At 67.8% G+C, this 16,914-nt stretch carries 15 protein-coding genes and 1 pseudogene; 9 read left to right on the top strand and 7 right to left on the bottom strand.

Annotated features, from left to right (window positions below; translation table 11 throughout):
* Positions 1-4: 4 nt before the first annotated feature.
* The 4 genes and pseudogenes from lptE to leuS form a co-directional block, all read right to left on the bottom strand.
* Positions 5-529, bottom strand: coding sequence for an LPS assembly lipoprotein LptE (gene lptE / locus KME82_RS07945; protein ID WP_215498033.1), 525 nt, complete (start codon positions 527-529; stop codon positions 5-7).
* Positions 530-760: 231 nt separating this feature from the next.
* The gene (locus KME82_RS27065; protein ID WP_430538834.1) at positions 761-826 is read right to left on the bottom strand and encodes a DUF6053 domain-containing protein; all 66 of its coding nucleotides are present in this window, start codon (positions 824-826) and stop codon (positions 761-763) included.
* An 80-nt stretch (positions 827-906) separates the two neighbouring features.
* Positions 907-1,560 (bottom strand): glutathione S-transferase family protein, encoded by a 654-nt coding sequence (locus tag KME82_RS07940; protein ID WP_215498032.1) that lies wholly within the window; start codon positions 1,558-1,560, stop codon positions 907-909.
* A 415-nt stretch (positions 1,561-1,975) separates the two neighbouring features.
* A pseudogene (gene leuS / locus KME82_RS07935) lies at positions 1,976-4,742 on the bottom strand (leucine--tRNA ligase).
* A 308-nt stretch (positions 4,743-5,050) separates the two neighbouring features.
* Between leuS and KME82_RS07930 the strand changes: the two are divergent.
* Entirely contained in the window at positions 5,051-6,775 is a 1,725-nt protein-coding gene (locus tag KME82_RS07930) for a sensor domain-containing diguanylate cyclase (protein ID WP_215498031.1), read from the top strand.
* 203 nt (positions 6,776-6,978) lie between these two features.
* Here KME82_RS07930 and KME82_RS07925 read toward each other — a convergent pair whose 3' ends face one another.
* Positions 6,979-7,182 carry a hypothetical protein gene (locus KME82_RS07925; RefSeq protein WP_215498030.1) on the bottom strand — a complete coding sequence of 68 codons (204 nt, stop codon included), beginning with the start codon at positions 7,180-7,182 and terminating at the stop codon, positions 6,979-6,981.
* A gap of 503 nt (positions 7,183-7,685) precedes the next feature.
* Here KME82_RS07925 and KME82_RS07920 point away from each other — a divergent pair.
* Positions 7,686-8,399, top strand: coding sequence for a hypothetical protein (locus KME82_RS07920; protein ID WP_215498029.1), 714 nt, complete (start codon positions 7,686-7,688; stop codon positions 8,397-8,399).
* Between the two features lie 392 nt (positions 8,400-8,791).
* On the opposite strand, the gene KME82_RS07915 is transcribed toward KME82_RS07920, so the two are convergent.
* Complete coding sequence (locus tag KME82_RS07915; protein ID WP_215498028.1) at positions 8,792-9,031, bottom strand: hypothetical protein; 240 nt, start codon at positions 9,029-9,031, stop codon at positions 8,792-8,794.
* Between the two features lie 357 nt (positions 9,032-9,388).
* Here KME82_RS07915 and KME82_RS07910 point away from each other — a divergent pair, with 357 nt between their 5' ends.
* From KME82_RS07910 to KME82_RS07895, 4 genes are all read left to right on the top strand, one after another.
* A complete protein-coding gene (locus KME82_RS07910) occupies positions 9,389-10,705 on the top strand; it encodes a metal-dependent hydrolase family protein (RefSeq protein WP_215498027.1) in 1,317 nt (438 codons plus the stop codon).
* Between the two features lie 496 nt (positions 10,706-11,201).
* The gene (locus tag KME82_RS07905) at positions 11,202-11,402 is read left to right on the top strand and encodes a hypothetical protein (RefSeq protein WP_215498026.1); all 201 of its coding nucleotides are present in this window, start codon (positions 11,202-11,204) and stop codon (positions 11,400-11,402) included.
* A gap of 146 nt (positions 11,403-11,548) precedes the next feature.
* Positions 11,549-11,761, top strand: coding sequence for a hypothetical protein (locus KME82_RS07900; protein ID WP_215498025.1), 213 nt, complete (start codon positions 11,549-11,551; stop codon positions 11,759-11,761).
* Positions 11,762-11,851: 90 nt separating this feature from the next.
* Entirely contained in the window at positions 11,852-12,073 is a 222-nt protein-coding gene (locus tag KME82_RS07895; protein WP_215498024.1) for a hypothetical protein, read from the top strand.
* Between the two features lie 146 nt (positions 12,074-12,219).
* Here the strand turns inward: KME82_RS07895 and KME82_RS07890 are convergent, their stop codons facing one another.
* Positions 12,220-12,819 (bottom strand): DUF998 domain-containing protein, encoded by a 600-nt coding sequence (locus tag KME82_RS07890; RefSeq protein ID WP_215498023.1) that lies wholly within the window; start codon positions 12,817-12,819, stop codon positions 12,220-12,222.
* A 209-nt stretch (positions 12,820-13,028) separates the two neighbouring features.
* Between KME82_RS07890 and trxA the strand changes: the two genes are divergently transcribed.
* The 3 genes from trxA to KME82_RS07875 all read left to right on the top strand — a co-directional run bounded on the left by trxA (position 13,029) and on the right by KME82_RS07875 (position 16,716).
* Positions 13,029-13,898 (top strand): thioredoxin, encoded by an 870-nt coding sequence (trxA, locus tag KME82_RS07885; RefSeq protein WP_215498022.1) that lies wholly within the window; start codon positions 13,029-13,031, stop codon positions 13,896-13,898.
* 173 nt (positions 13,899-14,071) lie between these two features.
* Entirely contained in the window at positions 14,072-14,530 is a 459-nt protein-coding gene (locus tag KME82_RS07880; RefSeq protein ID WP_215498021.1) for a DUF4442 domain-containing protein, read from the top strand.
* 206 nt (positions 14,531-14,736) lie between these two features.
* Positions 14,737-16,716: a bifunctional serine/threonine-protein kinase/formylglycine-generating enzyme family protein gene (locus KME82_RS07875; RefSeq protein WP_215498020.1), complete on the top strand. Its 1,980-nt coding sequence runs from the start codon at positions 14,737-14,739 to the stop codon at positions 16,714-16,716.
* Positions 16,717-16,914: the final 198 nt, after the last annotated feature.

The raw sequence follows: 16,914 nt of genomic DNA, 5'->3' as shown, positions 1-16,914 counted from the left end.
CGGCTCAGCGCCGCTCGCTGACCGCGCCGATCCGGCGCAGCACCGCGGCGCTCATGTCGCGGCGCATTTCGCGCATCAGGATTTCGCGCTCGCCCTCGGTGCCGATGGCGTTGGTCGGGTTGGACACGTAGTCGCGCGACAGTTCGATGGTCTGGCGCGGCACCAGCGCCTTGCCGTCGGCCTTGCGCAGTTCGAACACCACCGCGTAGCGCAGGCTGTATTCCTGCACGCGGCCGAGTTCGTCGAGCGCGGCCGGGCTGTCGCCCCAGCGCTCGGACAACAGGTCGAGCACCGCGACATCGCTGGAATCGGGCTGGGCCGGCACCGCGCCGGCGCGGGTCAGCGCCTGGGCCAGCGATTCGGCCAGCGGGCTGTAGCGATCGGCCGAGACCACCCGCACCGGACCGAGGTCGGGCGGCAGGGTCAGGGCCTGGCGCAACTGGAATCCGCAGGCCGACAAAGCCAGCACGAGGGCCACCAGCGACGTGCGGGCAGCCGCTTTGAACAGGAAGGGAGAGCGAGGCGTCATGGGGCGAAGTCTGGACGACGCGGCAGCGGGCATCAATAGCAAGGCTGAACCGCGTGGGCCTGGGGTGTCGGTGGGTGAGGTCTGGAGGGTGGATGCGATGCGGTGGACGGGTGCGCGGTGGCGGGGCGAGGTTGTCGGCGGTGGGCGCCGATGGCTGATGGCGCGGCGATCGGAGAAAAGAGCGTCGGGCCTGAAGGCCCTCCCATAAAAGCCCTCAAACCGCGAGGGCTTTTATGGGAGGGCTTTTGTGGGAGGGCCTTCAGGCCCGACGCTTTTCGTTCCGATCGCGACGATCAACCAATCGCATGGCCCACCGGCACAAGCCGCGTCGCTCAAAGCGCCATGCGGCTCACATCAACGCATCGAACCGCCACGACTCAGTAACGAATCTCATGCCCCGCAAACAGCGCCTGCGGCGTCTGCGCGCCCGGCAATGCGAGCAGGCGTTCGAGCCAGGCATGCAGCGCCGGCCAGCGTTCGCTCCACAGCCGCAACGGGAAACCGGCCGCTTCGGCCCAAGGCTCGACCGCATACAGCAGGTAACCGCTGCAGGCGACGTCGGCGATGGTGGGCTCGGCGCCGGCCAGCCACGCGGTCTGGCTCAGCTGCGCCTGCAGACGGTCGAGGTCGGCGGTCGAGCGGCGGTCGTACCAGGCCAGCACGGCCGGGTCGTAATGGCCGATCTGGCGGCCGTAGCGCGAATGGGCGAGGTTGAGGCTGATCCGGTTGGCTTCCCAGGCCAGCCATTCGCGCACGTGCAGGCGATGCTCGAGATCGGCACCGTCGAGGCGGTTTTCGCGCACGGCGAGATAGTCGAGGATCACATTCGATTGGCACAGCACCAGGCCGTCGATGCGCAGCACCGGGATTTCGCCGTGGACGGCGAGGTCGCGGAATTCCTGCGAGCGCTGGTCGCGCGGGATGCGGATGTTGACCTGGCGTTGCTCGAACTCGATGCCTAGCAGGCGCAGGGCCAGGGCGACTTTGTAGCTGAAGCCGGAGTCGGGGTGGCAGTAGAGGATGGCGGTCATGAGGGGCGGCTTTTGGGATTTGATGCGGGTGGGGCTGGAAAGGCGAAGGCAAAGGCAAATCCCCCCTGCCCCCCTTTTTCAAAGAGGGGGGGGGAAAGCAAGAGCGATCCTTTCCGATTCCAAAAGGGGGAAAGCGGGAGCGATGGCGTCGGGTTGCGGCCGAAGGGATCGGTGTTGGCGGGCTGAAGGTGTCGTGTCGCTTCGTTTCGCAACGCCTCGTAACGCCTTACTCGGCAACGCGGCTGGCTTCGCAACCGCGCCTTAGCTTTCCAGCCGCCGCACTCGCTTTCCAGCTCCCGCACTCGCTGTCCAGCTACCGCACTCGCCTCGCGCACCAGCAAAGCCCCGTGCTTGTCTTCCCCCTTTGCAAAAGGGGGACCGAGGGGGATTTGCTTTTTCGCTTCCCCCGCGAAACCTACGACGCGACGATATTGACGATCTTCCCCGGCACCACGATCACCTTGCGCACGGTCAGCCCTTCCATGAACTTGACCACGTTCGGTTCGGCCAGGGCCAGACGCTCGGCGTCGTCCTTGGCGATGCCGACCGGGACCTCGATGGTGCCGCGCAGCTTGCCGTTGACCTGCACCGCCAGGGTCACCGCGTCGCGGGTCAGCGCGGACGGATCGGCCTGCGGGAAGGCGATGTCTTCGAGCAAGGTTTCCTCGTGACCCAGCACCTGCCACAGCGTGTGGCTGGTGTGCGGGGTGATCGGGTTGAGCAGCAGCACGATCGCCGCCAATACAAAAAAAAAAAATAAACAAAAACAAAAAAAAAAAAAAAAAAAACAGCACGATCGCCGCCAACGCGTCCTGGCGCAGCGCGCGGCCGTTGCCGCTGGGGTCGTCGAACTTGGACAGATGGTTGAGCAGTTCCATCACCGCGGCGATCGCGGTGTTGAAGCTGTGGCGGCGGCCGTAGTCGTCGCCGACCTTCTGGATCGTTTCGTGCACCTGGCGCAGCAGGGTCTTCTGCGCGGCGTCGAGCGCGGCCATGTCCAGCGCCGGCACCGCGCCGTCGGCCGCGTGCCGGTGCACCGCCACCCACAGGCGACGCAGGAACCGCGCCATGCCTTCCACGCCGGCCTCGTTCCATTCCAGCGACTGGTCCGGCGGCGCGGCGAACATCGAGAACAGGCGCACCGTGTCGGCGCCGAACTTGCCGACCATCAACTGCGGATCGACGCCGTTGTTCTTCGACTTCGACATCTTCTCGGTGCCACCAATCTCCACCGGCAGGCCGTCGGCCTTGAGCAGCGCGCCGGTGATGCGGCCGCGTTCGTCGCGCTGGATCTCCACGTCGGCCGGATTGATCCAGTCGGGCCGGCCGTCGGGCAGCGAACGGTAGAAGGTATCGGCGATCACCATGCCCTGGGTCATCAGGTTGGTCGCCGGCTCGTCGCTGTTGACCAGACCCTGATCGCGCATGAGCTTGTGATAGAAGCGGAAATACATCAGGTGCAGAATCGCGTGCTCGATGCCGCCGATGTACTGGTCGACCGGCGTCCAGTATTTCGCGCGCTCGTCGACCTGATCGGCCGCGCCCGGCGAGGTGTAGCGCGCGTAGTACCAGCTCGACTCCATGAAGGTGTCGAAGGTGTCGGTCTCGCGCTCGGCGTCGCCGCCGCAGTTCGGGCAGGTGGTCTTGCGCCACTGCGGATCGGACTTGATCGGCGAAGCCACGCCGCTGAATTCCACGTCTTCGGGCAACACCACCGGCAGTTGGTCTTCCGGCACCGGCACGTCGCCGCACTTGGCGCACAGGATCACCGGGATCGGGCAGCCCCAGTAGCGCTGGCGGCTCACGCCCCAGTCGCGCAGACGGTAGTTGACCCGGCGGTTGCCGCGGCCTTGCGCTTCGAAACGGGCCGCGAGCGCGTCGAGCGACTGCTGGAAATCCATGCCGTCGTACTCGCCGGAATTGACCAGCCAGCCGCGCTCGGTCCACGGGCCGCGTTCGTTGATGCCGGCCTGGAACTGCTCGACCACCTGCACCGCCGCGCCGGTGTCGTACACGTCGATCGACGGACCGCCGCCGAGCGCGCTGCTCATCGCGTCGGGATGGCGGGCGACGTCGCGGCCGATCTCGGCCAGCGCATCGCGCACCGCGTCGGGCACGATCACGGTCTTGATCGGCAGGTGATAGCGCTTGGCGAATTCCCAGTCGCGCTGATCGTGGCCGGGCACGGCCATGACCGCGCCGGTGCCGTAGTTCATCAGCACGAAGTTGGCGACGAACACCGGCACGTGTTCGCCGCTGACCGGATGGATCGCGCGCAGGCCGGTGTCGCGGCCGCGCTTTTCCTGGGTTTCCAGTTCGGCTTCGGATACGCCGCCCTGGCGCAGTTCGGCGATGAACGCGGCCAGGTCGGGATCGGATTGCGCCGCGTGCGCGGCCAACGGATGTTCGGCGGCGATCGATACGTAGGTCACGCCCATCAAGGTGTCGGGGCGGGTGGTGAACACCGTCAGCGGTTCGACCGCATTGCCGGCCTCGTCGCGCACGTCGAAGCGGATCTCCAGCCCCTCGCTGCGACCGATCCAGTTGCGCTGCATGGTCTTGACCGCCTCGGGCCAGCCCGGCAGCGTGTCCAGGCCGTCGAGCAGCTCCTGCGCGTAGTCGGTGATCTTGAGGAACCACTGCGGGATTTCGCGCTTTTCGACCAGCGCGCCGGTGCGCCAGCCGCGGCCGTCGATGACCTGCTCGTTGGCCAGCACGGTCTGGTCGATCGGGTCCCAGTTGACCACCGAGTTCTTGCGGTAAGCCAGGCCGCGCTTCATCAACCGCACGAACATGCGCTGCTCGTGGACGTAGTAGTCCGGCGTGCAGGTGGCGAATTCGCGCGACCAGTCGATCGCGTAGCCCATGGTCTTGAGCTGCGCCTTCATGTGGGCGATGTTGGCGTAGGTCCACTTGGCCGGCGCGGTCTTGTTCTTGATCGCGGCGTTTTCCGCCGGCAGACCGAACGCATCCCAGCCCATCGGCTGCAGTACGTTGAAACCGGTCATGCGCTTGTAGCGGCTGATCACGTCGCCGATGGTGTAGTTGCGCACGTGGCCCATGTGCAGCGCGCCGGACGGGTACGGCAGCATCGACAGGCAGTAGTACTTGGGCTTGGCCGAGGATTCGTCGACCTCGAACGCGCGCGTGGCGTCCCAATAGCGTTGGGCGGCGGCTTCCAGGGCGCTGGGATCGAAGCCGTGGGGTTCGTTCTTGGGGTCGTGCGGGGCGGGGGCGACGTCGGACACGGGTGGGCAATGGCGAGAGGACAGGACCGGCAAGCCTACCGCAGCGCACAAAAGCCCGCCATTCGGGCCTCGCTGGCCCGGATCGCCCGATCGCGGCGGCGCGGTGCTCCGCTCCGGGCGTCCTCGTAGCGCTCCACCTGGCACCTCGACTGCACCCACCGGCGTGGGCTAACCGCCGAATCCGAGGCAGGCAGGCCACCGTATGGGATGATGCCTGCGCCGAAACGTCGCCCGAGCCCGCCTTGCTCCCGTCTCAGCCCACCCATCCGACCCGTTACCGCGTCTACCGCCTGCCCGCCTTCGTGCTGTCGGTGGTGCTGCTGGCCGCCGTCGGCGTGGCCACGGTCATGGGCTTGCGCGGGTTCGCCAGCAGCTCGCAGTGGGTCGAGCACTCCTATCAAGTGCTCGGCGAGATCGAAGCGACCGTGGCCGCGACCCGCACGGTCGAATCCAGCGCGCGCGGCTACCGCCTCACCAACCGGCCCACGCTGCACGCCGAATACCTGACCAGCATCCCCGGCGCGCTGAGCAGTTCCAGCCGGCTGATCGCCCTGACCGTCGACAATCCCCAGCAGAACCGCCTCGCCCGCGATCTCGAACGGCGAGTGCGCGCGCGCCTGGCCGAAATCGACCGCCTGGTCGAGATGCACAGCCGCGACCCGGCGCAGGCGCGGATCAGCGCCCAGACCAGCAAGGGCTACGAGCAGATGCGCGAGTTGGTCGAGCTCGCCCAGGTCATGCGCGAACGCGAGCGCGCGCTGCTGAGCGCGCGCCACGTCCGCAGCGAATACCGCGCCAGCCTGCTGACCGCGCTGGTGGTGCTCGGCATCGGCCTGGCGATGATCCTGCTGGCGCTGCTGATGTACAGCCTGTGGCGCGAAAACCGGCGCAGCCGCGAACTGGAGCGCGAGACCCGCCAGGCCCTGGCCGATCTGGAAGCCTCCGCGTCCGAGCGCAACCAGCTGACCGAACGCCATCGCAGCCTGAGCCACTACGCCGGCCTGCTGCAAAGCTGCCAGAACCTGCAGGAAGCCATGGACATGACCGCGCACCTGATCGCGGACCTGATCCCGAGCACCGGCGGGCGCTGCTACATCCTGCGCGCCTCGCAGAACCTGGCCGAAACCGCCGCGCGCTTCGGCACCGAGGCCATCGTCAGCGCCGACCTGCTCCACCCCAACGACTGCTGGGCGCTGCGCCGCGGCCAGTTGCAGCAGGTCCAGGGCGATCGCGGCGCGGTGCGCTGCAATCACCTGGAACCGGCGCGCGGCAGCGACGACCCGCGCTGGAACCTGTGCGTGCCGCTGATGGCGCAGAACACCTCGCTGGGCCTGCTGTGCCTGAGCGGCGAGCAACCGCCCCGCGACGCCGACCTGCTGCTGATCCAGGCCATCGCCGAACAGCTCAGCCAGGCCATCGTCAACCTGCAACTGCGCGAAACCCTGCGCGTGCAGTCGCTGCGCGATCCGCTGACCGGCCTGTTCAACCGCCGCTACCTCGAAGAGAATCTGCAGCGCGAACTGCTGCGCTGCCAGCGCCGCAAACTGCCGCTGTCGGTGCTGATGCTCGACATCGACCACTTCAAGCGCTTCAACGACACCCACGGCCACGCCGCCGGCGACGCGCTGCTGGCGCGGGTCGGGCAAGTGCTGCACGACCTGGTCCGCAACGAAGACATCGCCTGCCGTTACGGCGGCGAGGAGTTCACCATCGTGCTGCCCGAAGCCGATGCCGCGACCGCGCTGCGCCGCGCCGAGCAGATTCGCGCGGCGATCGGCACGACCACGATCGTGCACCTGCGCCAGACCTTCGGCCCAGCGACCTGCTCGATCGGCGTGGCGACCTCGCAGGACGAACGCGAAACCCCGCAGCAACTGCTGCAGATCGCCGACGCCGCGCTGTACCGTGCCAAGAGCGAAGGCCGCGACCGCGTGGTCGACGGCAATCGCGCGCTTGCGACGAGCTGACGCGACAGCCTCACTCGCTACGCCGCGCCGCGGCCTGCGCGATATGCGGGTCGCATTCGATGCATCCCCCGACTTGGCGCGCGCATCGACATCGCTGCGGCATCAACGCAACGAAGCCGCGGCATCCGCCGCGGCTTCGTCTTCGATCGCCAAGCGCTCAGGCGAACCTTCGCGGCTCGCCCAAAGCGGATTTGTCCGCGGCGTTAAGCGCAGACCACGCCGATCGGCGCGCCTTTCTGGTCGTAGATGATGCGTGCCGACTTGCCCGCCGGGCAGTTCTTCGGCAGCGTCTGGAACCCGCCGCCGCTGTTGGTCGGCGCGGGCGCCGGTTGCACGTCGACGGCCGAAGCGGAAAACGACACCACCACGACAGCGGCCGCGGCGATCTGGAGAAGGAGTTTGTTCATTGGGGTTCGACTCGCGCTGGCGAACCGGATTCGCGCTGCGTTGACCGCCTGAAGTCCCGGTCCGTACGGCCTCAGGCGAGCGCTACCATGCACGAGCCTTCCGCCGGCGACAAGCGTCGCAAATCGGATGAACGGCCACAATCGGCTAACGTCGTCGCGAAAATGCACTCGGACCGTGCCGTTTTGCACGGATGGCGCATGTCATGCGCGCTGCGTCGACGAGGCATTGCTCCATTGCCGGGCGTATGGTTTGCCGCCGCCTCGAGCCGGCCGCGACACCCGCCGCAAGCGCGCGAGGCCTGCGCGGCAGGCATGTCCATGCCGCCATCCGCCGGATGACGGCCCACTGCAACGGGCGCAATCGCGGCGCAGGAACCGGTCGCAGCGCCACGCGCCTGACCGTTCGCGCGTCGCTTGACCGTGCCGCACGGCCGGCGTAACGTCCCGCTCGCTTCGTTCGAAGCATTGCATTCGCAACCCGGCCGCTCTCGGCCCTCGACTCCATGTCTCTACGCCTCACTCGTGGCGAATACTGGCTGCTGCGTCGGTCGGTTGAACATCAATTTGCCTTGCCGACCCTCGCCTTGCCCGAAGGCCCGCCCTGGGATCGCACGACGATCCAACTTTTTTTCAATTGCGAAGGCCACGGCATGCCGTTCGACGAACTGGCGCGAACGCTATGCGCGCTCGTCGCGCGAGGCTGGATCGCCATCGAGCGCTACGACGACCAACCGGTGCCCGGCGATCTGGCGAGCATCCGCGCCGAACTGCTCGGCCACAACGGCTTCGAGCTGGAACAGATGGCCTACTACGGCCTGACCGCTCTCGGCGGCGAGATGTGGGAACGATTCGCGCGGCCCGAGTGGGACCGGTACATCGAACATGAAAACAAATACCCGGAGAGCCTGGAGGACCTGGATATCGCCGCGCACGCCGAGGATGTCAACGACTGGCGCTGCGCCTACGTGATCACCATGCAACAACGAACCCTTAATGGATATATGCAGGCAGTTCGTTTCGAGTACGAGGTTGCCGCCGACTCGGAACGATTCGACGAGGTGGAGGACTGGCAGCCAGTCTATTGGAAGCCGGAAATGCGCGCGCTGCGATGCCGCTTCAGCTACAGAAAAAAGCCGTTTTGCCCGGTAATGGGCGATTGGCCGGACAATCACCGCGACATCAATTATTACCGCAACGCCTGGTGCGAATGGCGATGACAGCCGCCGCTCCACGCGGTGGGGCATCGGCGAATGCGTCGACGGCGACGCACAGCGGCAATAAGAATGCGGCGATCCATCCAAGGCTGCGAAGCGCACACGACCGACCTGCCTGATCGATCCGTCCGCTGACGCAAGCGCCAACCCTCGGCCCGATTGCCAACGGGCTGAGGGTGGCTGGAGCTTTAGCCAGGCCGCCCCTCGCCCGACCGGCTTGCCTGCCGCAAGCGTTTCGGCCGCCGCATGCGGAAACCGACGGGCGGCGCCCTTTTCCGATGCAAAAAAAATCGCCGCCGCAACACCGCACGCGCGGCGTTGCGGCCGCGAGCTCAAGTGGCGCCGCCCCGGCAAGTCCCATCGATGCTATTGGCGACTCGACAGCTGGACGGTAGCTACAGCGGGACCGACAAACCCCTGGTCGTGCAAGTCCATATGATCTTGCCATCCGCGCCCTGCACCGCCACTGCGCTTTCTCCCGTGCGGCAGATCACCTGCGAATTGCTGCGATCGGTACCGCCCTGGCCTTGGCCGCCATGTTGGCCGTCGCCTTCGGCGAACGCGCTGACGCTGGTCAGCGCGAACAAGGCGGCGATCACGATGCCGAATCTTTTGACGGGTCTCGTTCTTTTCATCGGTATCGCTCCTGGGATGGGAATGAAGCTCTGGACTCGACCCTGAGCGCGCTCAGGGCCGTATCGAAGGACTCGGATTACACGACGGATCGGATCAAGGCGGCGCCCGAGCCGAATCCCGCCGAGACGATGCACATCGGCGGCGAGCCGCCCCATCGCGCACATCACCCGCGCCGACGCCTAGTACGTTAGTCACGTTGACCCATCGCCACGGTCGATTGCATGCTCCAGAAGCTTCGACGGTCGCGCAGGGGATGGTTGCGCGATTCCCCTGGCCGATGCAAATCGCGATTCGCCGCGCGCGCAGCGGCGGATCTCCACCGCGGGTTCGCGCCCGCACTCCTGCCGGAATCGCCCATGACCCGCTTGTCCCTCGCTGTATCGATCGCCCTCGCCACCGCGACCGGCGCGTTCGCCGCGCCCGCCCTCGCCGCCGCCGTCCCGGTCGAACCGCTCGCCCTGCACTGCGGAAAACTGTTCGACGCGCGCAGCGGCAAGGTGCTCGGCGCGCGCACCGTGGTCGTGCGCGACGGCAAGATCGAGCAGGTGCTCGACGGCCGCGCCGAGGCGCCGGGCGCGCGCAGCATCGATCTGTCGCAGCACACCTGCACGCCGGGCTGGACCGATCTGCACGTGCATCTGGGCTCGCAGTCGAGCCCGCAAAGCTATTCCGAAGGCTTCCGCCTGGACGAAGTCGACTTCGCCTTCCGCGCGGTCGGCTACGCCAACAAGACCCTGCAGGCCGGTTTCACCAGCGTGCGCGATCTCGGCGGCGAGGTCAGTCCGCACCTGCGCGATGCGATCAACCAGGGGCTGGTCGAAGGCCCGCGCATCTGGGCGGCCGGCAAATCGATCGCCACCACCGGCGGCCACGCCGATCCCACCAACGGCTACAACGACGCGCTGTCGCACCTGATCGGCCCGCCCGGCCCGACCGACGGCGTGATCAATTCGATCGACGACGCCCGCCAGGCCGTGCGCCAGCGCTACAAGGAAGGCAGCGACGTGATCAAGATCACCGCCACCGGCGGTGTGCTGTCGTACGCCAAGTCCGGCGACGCGCCGCAGTTCACGGTGGAGGAAGTCAAGGCGATCGTGGATACGGCGCGCGATTACGGCTATCGCGTCGCCGCGCACGCGCACGGCGCGGAGGGCATGAAACGCGCGGTGCTCGGCGGAGTGACGTCGATCGAACACGGCACCTACATGACCGACGAGGTCATGTCGCTGATGAAACAGAAAGGTACCTGGTACATCCCGACCATCTACGCCGGCCGTTTCGTCGCCGACAAGGCCAAGATCGACGGCTATTTCCCCGACGTGGTGCGGCCCAAGGCCGCGCGGATCGGCGCGCTGATCCAGGACACCGCGGCCAAGGCCTACAAGAACGGGGTCAAGATCGGCTTCGGCACCGACATGGGCGTGGGCCCGCACGGCGATAACGCGCGCGAATTCCTGTACATGGTCGAAGCCGGCATTCCGGCCGCGGTGGCCTTGCAGGCGGCGACGATCCGCGCCGCCGAAGTGCTCGGCGTCGACGACCAGGGCGTGATCGAGACCGGCAAGCGCGCCGACATCGTCGCGGTGCCCGGCAATCCGGTCGAGGACATCAACGCGGTGATGAAGGTCGAGTTCGTGATGAAGGACGGCAAGGTCTACAAGCAGACGTTCTGAACCTGTCGTTTCGCCGGTTCCGCGCGGGATTGCGCGCGGAGTCGGCCTGCGCGCCCCGGCCGTGTCGCGGTCGGGGCGTCGTTTTTTGCGAACGTCGAAGTCTCGCGACGGCGCGAATGCGATTGGCTGCAGACCGGTCGTCGATGCACCTCGCGAAAACGATTCGCACCCGCTGCGCTCTTGCACCGACCACGATCATGAGATCGCACGCAGCGTGCGACCCACCACGACGCGGCATCGGCCCGCATCGTCGCGCGCACCGGCGCACCGGCGCACCGCGACCTTCGCGCGACGCATGCAGACACGACGCGACCACTGACAAAACGTCCGCATCTCGAACACCGCCGCTGGCGCGCGCATTGCCGTGCCCGTGAACTCGGTCACGGCGGTCACGGCCCTGGAATGACATAAGTCACAGCGCCGCGAACGCAGTTGTGCAAAGTTGGATCGCCACCGCAACAGGCCCGTCCGCGGCCGCCTGGAAAGGGAGTTCGAGATGAAATCCTGGACGTTGATCGGCGCGCTCGCCGCCGGCTGCTTCGGCTTCGCCTTCACCGCCCTGCCGGTTCGAGCCGGGCCGCCGTGCCAGTACTGCCTGGATCGCTACGACCACTGCCTGGAAACCGCCTCGGTGCCGTCCGACAAAGCGCAATGCGCCGCGGCGTTCCGGCAGTGCCGGCTGGACCGTTGCCCCTGATCCGCATCGCTGTTTTGCCGTTGCCGCAACAAGGCCGCCGCGGATTCCGATCCGCGGTTGGCGCCGATCACGACTGGCCTTGTTGCGGCATCGGCTCTTGATCCGACCACGCCGCTCACCGAACCGCTCACCCGAGGCAAGCGCCGATGACCACCGCATGGCTGCGCACCACCGCTTCGATCGCGCTTGCCGCGGCCGGGTTCGGCTTCGTCGCCACCTTGCAGGCCAGCCAGCCTTGCGACTGCGAGGCCATGTTCAAGCAATGCCTGCTGGAAAACGAGCTGAACTATCCCGGCCAGCAGCTGGACTGCGATGTCATGTACCGCCTGTGCATGCGCGGCCATTGCCAGACGCCATGATTCAGGCGGTAATGCACGCGCCTGGATTCATCGACCGCTGAAATCATGCCGCGACGACGCGGCGCCCCTCCATCGCAAGGAATGCAATCCATGAAGATGTCCAGCCTCGTATTCACCGGCGTGTTCGCCGCCCTGAGCGGTTTCGCCCTGGCCTCGATCGCGCCGGCTTATGCCGCCTTGCCGCCGCAATGCCTGGAATGCGCCGCCGAATACAGCGCCTGTCGCGCCGCGGCGCAGACGCCGGCGCAATTGAGCCTGTGCCAGCGCGAACGCCAGTGGTGCATGACCCGGTTCTGCCCCGGACCGGAGTGACGCGCCCGCGATCGGTCTGAAGTTCTTGCGCCCACGATTCGAACGCGCGCCGGGCAACCCGGCGCGCATCGCGGCGGCGCGATCGGCGATCGACGCGGTTCGGCGCAAATAAAATCGCACGTCGCGCGCGCCGGACGGCTGCGTGCTCAAGGCCGCCTGGGTTCGCGCCACATCATCGCGACATAGGCCGCCAGCCACGCACACAACGCCAGCCGTTGCGCGATCGGCCCGCTCGTCAGGCCGAACTGGCCGTCCCTGAGCACGATCACCATCGCCGCGGCCGCCAGCCACGCGATCAGCGCAAGGCCGCGCTCGCCCGGGCGGCGAATCGCATCCAGGCCCACCAGCAACGCGCCGGCGACGAAGGCCAGCGCCCACAACAACCACATCGCCGCATGCAGGCGACTGGACTGCGCGTCGAGATTGGCCGGATCGAGCACGAACGCGCCCTGCGCCGCCCACGCCAGCGCCGATACGCTCCACATCCACGCACCGACGCGGGTCGCGCGGCTGCGTTGGGCGAGGCGTTCGCGCAGGCGCCAGCCGACCCAGGCCAGCGCCAGCCCCGGCAGGGCGAAACCGAGCAGGTTGAAGGCCGCGGCGTGGTCGATGCCGCGCGCGCCGAGCAGGCCCGGCGGATGCAGGCGCTGCGAATAGCCGTCCAGGGCCGCGCCGAATCCGTACAGCGCCGCCAGGCCGCACAACCCGGCGGCCAGGGCGACCCAGCGCGCGGCGCGCGCGTGCAACGACGACGGGCCTGAGGTCGATGGGCTTGTCGTCGATGAGCCTGAGGTCGACGACCCCGAGGTCGATGCCGACGATTTGGATGCAGACGATGTCGATGAGCGATTCATCGCGCCATGCTAGCGTGCGCTGCCGCGCGGCGCGCTTGCCTGCGACGCGCACCGTCCCCATCTCGGGGAGCAACCCCCGCGTACGAACCATGAGCCCGCCGATGACCGCACCCGCCAAGCCCCACGTATTCGACGCCACCACCGAGCGATTCCAGGAAGAGGTGCTGCAAAAATCCCTGCAGGTGCCGGTCCTGATCGACTTCTGGGCCGAGTGGTGCCAGCCGTGCAAGACCCTGGGGCCGATCCTGGAAAAACTCGCCGCCGACTACAACGGCGCGTTCGAACTGGCCAAGGTCGATGTCGAGGCCGAACAGCAGCTCGGCGCGGCGTTCCAGATCCGCTCGATCCCGACCGTGTTCCTGGTCAAGGACGGGCAGTTGGTCGACGGCTTCGCCGAAGCGCTGCCGGAAAGCGCGGTGCGCGAATTCCTCAAGCACCACGGCATCGAGCCGGCCGCGCCGGCGGTCGAGGAAGAAGCGCCGGTCGAAGCGCCGCCGGTCGACCTGCATGCCGAGGTCGTGCGCCTGCGTCACGAGGTCGCCGAGCACCCCGACCAGTCCGAACTCAAGCTCGACCTGGCCCTGGCCCTGCTCGCCACCGGCGCGGCCACCGAGTCCGAGCAGTTGCTCGACGCCCTGCCCGCCAACCTCGCCACCGACGACCGCAGCCTGCGCGCCCGCTCGCGCCTGAACTTCCTCGCCGTGACCCGCGACGCGCCGCCGGTCGAGACCCTGGAAGCCGCCATCGCCGCCCAGCCCGACGACCTGCAGGCGCGCTACCTGCTCGGCGCGCGGCAGATCGCCGCCGGCCGTGACGAAGCCGGGCTGGAGCAGTTCATCGAACTGCTGCGGCGCGACCGCGCCTACCAGGACGGCCTGCCGCGCAAGGCGCTGATCGACGCGTTCCGGGTGGTCGCCGACGAAGACTTGATCGGCCGCTACCGCCGCAAGATGGCTTCGCTGCTGTTCTGAGCCGGCCCTGTTCGAGCCGGCCCGTTTTGAACCGGACTGAGCCGGCTCGCCCTGAGCCGGCTTGGGCGAGGCGCGACCCCGCCGAGGCGACCTGAACAGGCCGCCTCGGCACTTCGACTTGACTATACGCACCCGTATGGCAGGCTAGGCACGCCTTAGCCACCGCCCTGCCCATGAAAGCCAACACCCTGCGACTCGGCCTGAACCTGTGGCCGCCGTTCCTGTTTTCCGGCATCCGGGTGGTCCGGATCGCCGACGATTACCGCCATGCCCGGGTCGAGCTGCGCATGCGGCCGTGGAACCGCAACTACGTCGGCACCCACTTCGGCGGCAGCCTGTTCTCGATGACCGACCCGTTCTGGATGCTGCTGGCGATGAACGCGCTGGGCCGCGACTACATCGTCTGGGACCGCGCCGGCGCGATCGAATTCGTCAAACCCGGCCGCGGCACCGTGCATGCCCAGTTCGATCTCGACGACACGGTGCTGGAAGAATTGCGCGCGGCCACCGCCGGCGGCGACAAGTACCTGCGCTGGTTCGACACCGACGTGGTCGACGCCTCCGGCGAAGTCGTGGCGAAGGTCCGCAAGCAGTTGTACGTACGGCGCAAACGCGACCGCATCGCGCAATGAGACCCCGGTCGCCATTCGTTGCACGCCGTTCGGGTATGGCGACCGACGCGACCGGCAAGTTCGATCGCGCCGCTACTTGTAAGTAAAGGCACAGAAAAGACACACTAGGCCTCACGCGGGCACTGCGGCAGCGTATGCTGTGCAGTCGCGACACGGGGCCGCGAATGTCGACTTTCACACCACAAAACGATGCCAATAGCGTTCCGATGCCGGAAATTCCGGGCTATCGGCTGCGCGAGATCATCAACCACGGCGGCTTGTCCACGGTCTACCTGGGCGAGCAGATCGCGCTTGGGCGCGAAGTGGCGATCAAGATCATGCTGCCGCATGCCCTGGCCGACGAGGTCAGCCGGCGCCGCTTCGAGAACGAAGTGCGCACGATCGCGCGGCTGGAACATCCGCACGTGGTCGGCATCCACGAGGTCGGCCGCACCCGCGACGGGCTGCCCTATTACGCCATGCCGTTCCTGCCGCGCGGCCACCTGGGCAAGCGCATCGAGCAAGGCTTCGCGCGCGGCGAAACCGACGTGATCGCGATCGTCGAACCGCTGCTGTCGGCCTTGGAATACGCGCATGCGCGCGGCGTCGTGCATCGCGACGTCAAGGCAGAAAACGTGTTGTTCGACGTCACCGAGCGGCCGTTGCTGGCCGACTTCGGCATCGCCCTGCGGCGCGGCTTCGGCGCGCGCATGACCGCGACCGGCCTGGCCGTGGGCAGCACCGCGTACATGGCGCCCGAGCAGGCGCGCGGCGAGGAAGTCGACGGCCGCGCCGATCTCTACAGCCTCGGCGTGCTGTGCTGGGAAATGCTGACCGGACGGCTGCCGTTCGAAGCGCCCGACGCGCTGTCGATGGCGGTGATGCACGCGCAGAACCCGATTCCGAAACTGCCGCCGCCGCTCAAGCACTGGCAGCGTTTCATGAACCGCGCGCTGTCCAAGCAGCCCGACCAGCGTTTCGACGACGCCGCCGAAATGGCCGTCGCGCTGGCCGAAATCAAACACCGCGGGCAGATGACCGGCTTCGGCCGCATGGCCAGCCGGTTGCGTCCGCTCAAGCGCTGGGCCACGCCGGCCTGGGCCGGGCTGGCGGTGCTGGCGATCGCGGTGGTCACCATCGCCTTCGCCTTGAACCGGGTCGAGCAGGACGGCTTCTTCCGGGTCGCGCCGGACGCGGCCAACAAGACCGCCGCGCCGACCGCGAGCGAAGACCCGACCCAGGCGATGATGGCGCCGCTGCCGCAGGCGCCGCTGCAGGATTCGCTGCAGGCCGCGCGCGGCTACATCGCGCAAGGCCGGCTGGCCTCGCCGGCCGATGCCAACGCCTACAACAGCCTGCTCACCGCCTGGCATCTGGACAGCACCAATCCGGAAGTCGCGGTGGTGGTCAACGAACTGACCCAGGCGTTCTCCGAGGAAATGGCGCGCGATCTGCGCGAAGGCCGCGACCAGCGCGCCCGCGAGCATCTGGTCAACGCCACCGCGCTGGGCCAGCAGACCGGCACCGCCGATTCGCCGGCGCAACTGGGCCTGCGCGAAAAAGCCGCGCAGGCGCTGCAGACCCGGCTCGAACAAGCCGCGCGCCGCGGCGACGGCGCCGATGCCGGCAAGGTGATCGCCTTGGCCGAGGAATTCGGCCTACCGCGCGCGGTGTCCACCCGCCTGGTCGCGCAGGCGCGCGGCATCGCCGGCAACACGCCGGTCGCGCGCGGGGTCGCCACCAGCGCGGTCGCGCCGGCCGCCAGCGTCGCGGTGAGCTTCAATCCGCGTCCGGTCAGCCGCGGCGAATACGCGCGTTTCGTCAGCGCCCATCAACGCGCGCCGGCGCTGTGCCGCGAGCGCGTGTCGCTGCTGCGGGTGATCGCGCCGAAGGACTGGCGCGCGCCGGGTTTCGACCAGACCGAGGCCGAACCGGTGGTGTGCGTGTCGATCGCCGACGCCGAAGCCTATGCGCAGTGGTACAGCCAGCAGACCGGCCGCCGCTATCGCCTGCCGACCGCGGACGAAGCCCAGCGCATGCCAGGCAGCAACGGCCGCGCCTTGTCGATGTGGTCGGCCGATTGCGGCCGCAACTGCCAGCAGCGCCAGGTCGGCGGCGGTTCCTGGCGCAGCGGCACCGCGCTGCGTCCGCTGAGCGCGGGGCGCGGGTATGACGATGTGGGGTTCCGGTTGGTGCGCGAGCGCTGAGGCGGGGTTTGGTTTTGGCTCTTGTTGTGTCGCGCAAGAGCAACCCCCCCGCGCCGCGGTAATGATCCGGCTTCGTGCCTGCGCAAGGCGCTCGCCCCCTTTTGCAAAGTGGGCGATGGGTTAGCGCGCCTGATCGAAGGCGCATAGCGTGAATCGTCCGAGTGCTCGCAGTCGTTATCCGAACGCTCGCACGCATTA

It is taken from the genome of Lysobacter capsici, from assembly GCF_018732085.1.
GTDB classification, from domain to species: domain Bacteria; phylum Pseudomonadota; class Gammaproteobacteria; order Xanthomonadales; family Xanthomonadaceae; genus Lysobacter; species Lysobacter capsici_A.
This window is presented reverse-complemented; position numbering and strand designations above follow the sequence as displayed.

Excerpts from the sequence above, each read along its gene's own strand:
- KME82_RS07910 (WP_215498027.1), top strand. The coding sequence starts at position 9,389 with ATGACCCGCTTGTCCCTCGCTGTATCGATCGCCCTCGCCACCGCGACC.
- KME82_RS07925 (WP_215498030.1), bottom strand. The coding sequence starts at position 7,182 with ATGAACAAACTCCTTCTCCAGATCGCCGCGGCCGCTGTCGTGGTGGTG.
- KME82_RS07905 (WP_215498026.1), top strand. The coding sequence starts at position 11,202 with ATGAAATCCTGGACGTTGATCGGCGCGCTCGCCGCCGGCTGCTTCGGC.
- KME82_RS07900 (WP_215498025.1), top strand. The coding sequence starts at position 11,549 with ATGACCACCGCATGGCTGCGCACCACCGCTTCGATCGCGCTTGCCGCG.
- KME82_RS07915 (WP_215498028.1), bottom strand. The coding sequence starts at position 9,031 with ATGAAAAGAACGAGACCCGTCAAAAGATTCGGCATCGTGATCGCCGCC.
- KME82_RS07875 (WP_215498020.1), top strand. The coding sequence starts at position 14,737 with ATGCCGGAAATTCCGGGCTATCGGCTGCGCGAGATCATCAACCACGGC.
- trxA (WP_215498022.1), top strand. The coding sequence starts at position 13,029 with ATGACCGCACCCGCCAAGCCCCACGTATTCGACGCCACCACCGAGCGA.
- KME82_RS07940 (WP_215498032.1), bottom strand. The coding sequence starts at position 1,560 with ATGACCGCCATCCTCTACTGCCACCCCGACTCCGGCTTCAGCTACAAA.
- KME82_RS07920 (WP_215498029.1), top strand. The coding sequence starts at position 7,686 with ATGTCTCTACGCCTCACTCGTGGCGAATACTGGCTGCTGCGTCGGTCG.
- KME82_RS07880 (WP_215498021.1), top strand. The coding sequence starts at position 14,072 with ATGAAAGCCAACACCCTGCGACTCGGCCTGAACCTGTGGCCGCCGTTC.
- lptE (WP_215498033.1), bottom strand. The coding sequence starts at position 529 with ATGACGCCTCGCTCTCCCTTCCTGTTCAAAGCGGCTGCCCGCACGTCG.
- KME82_RS07895 (WP_215498024.1), top strand. The coding sequence starts at position 11,852 with ATGAAGATGTCCAGCCTCGTATTCACCGGCGTGTTCGCCGCCCTGAGC.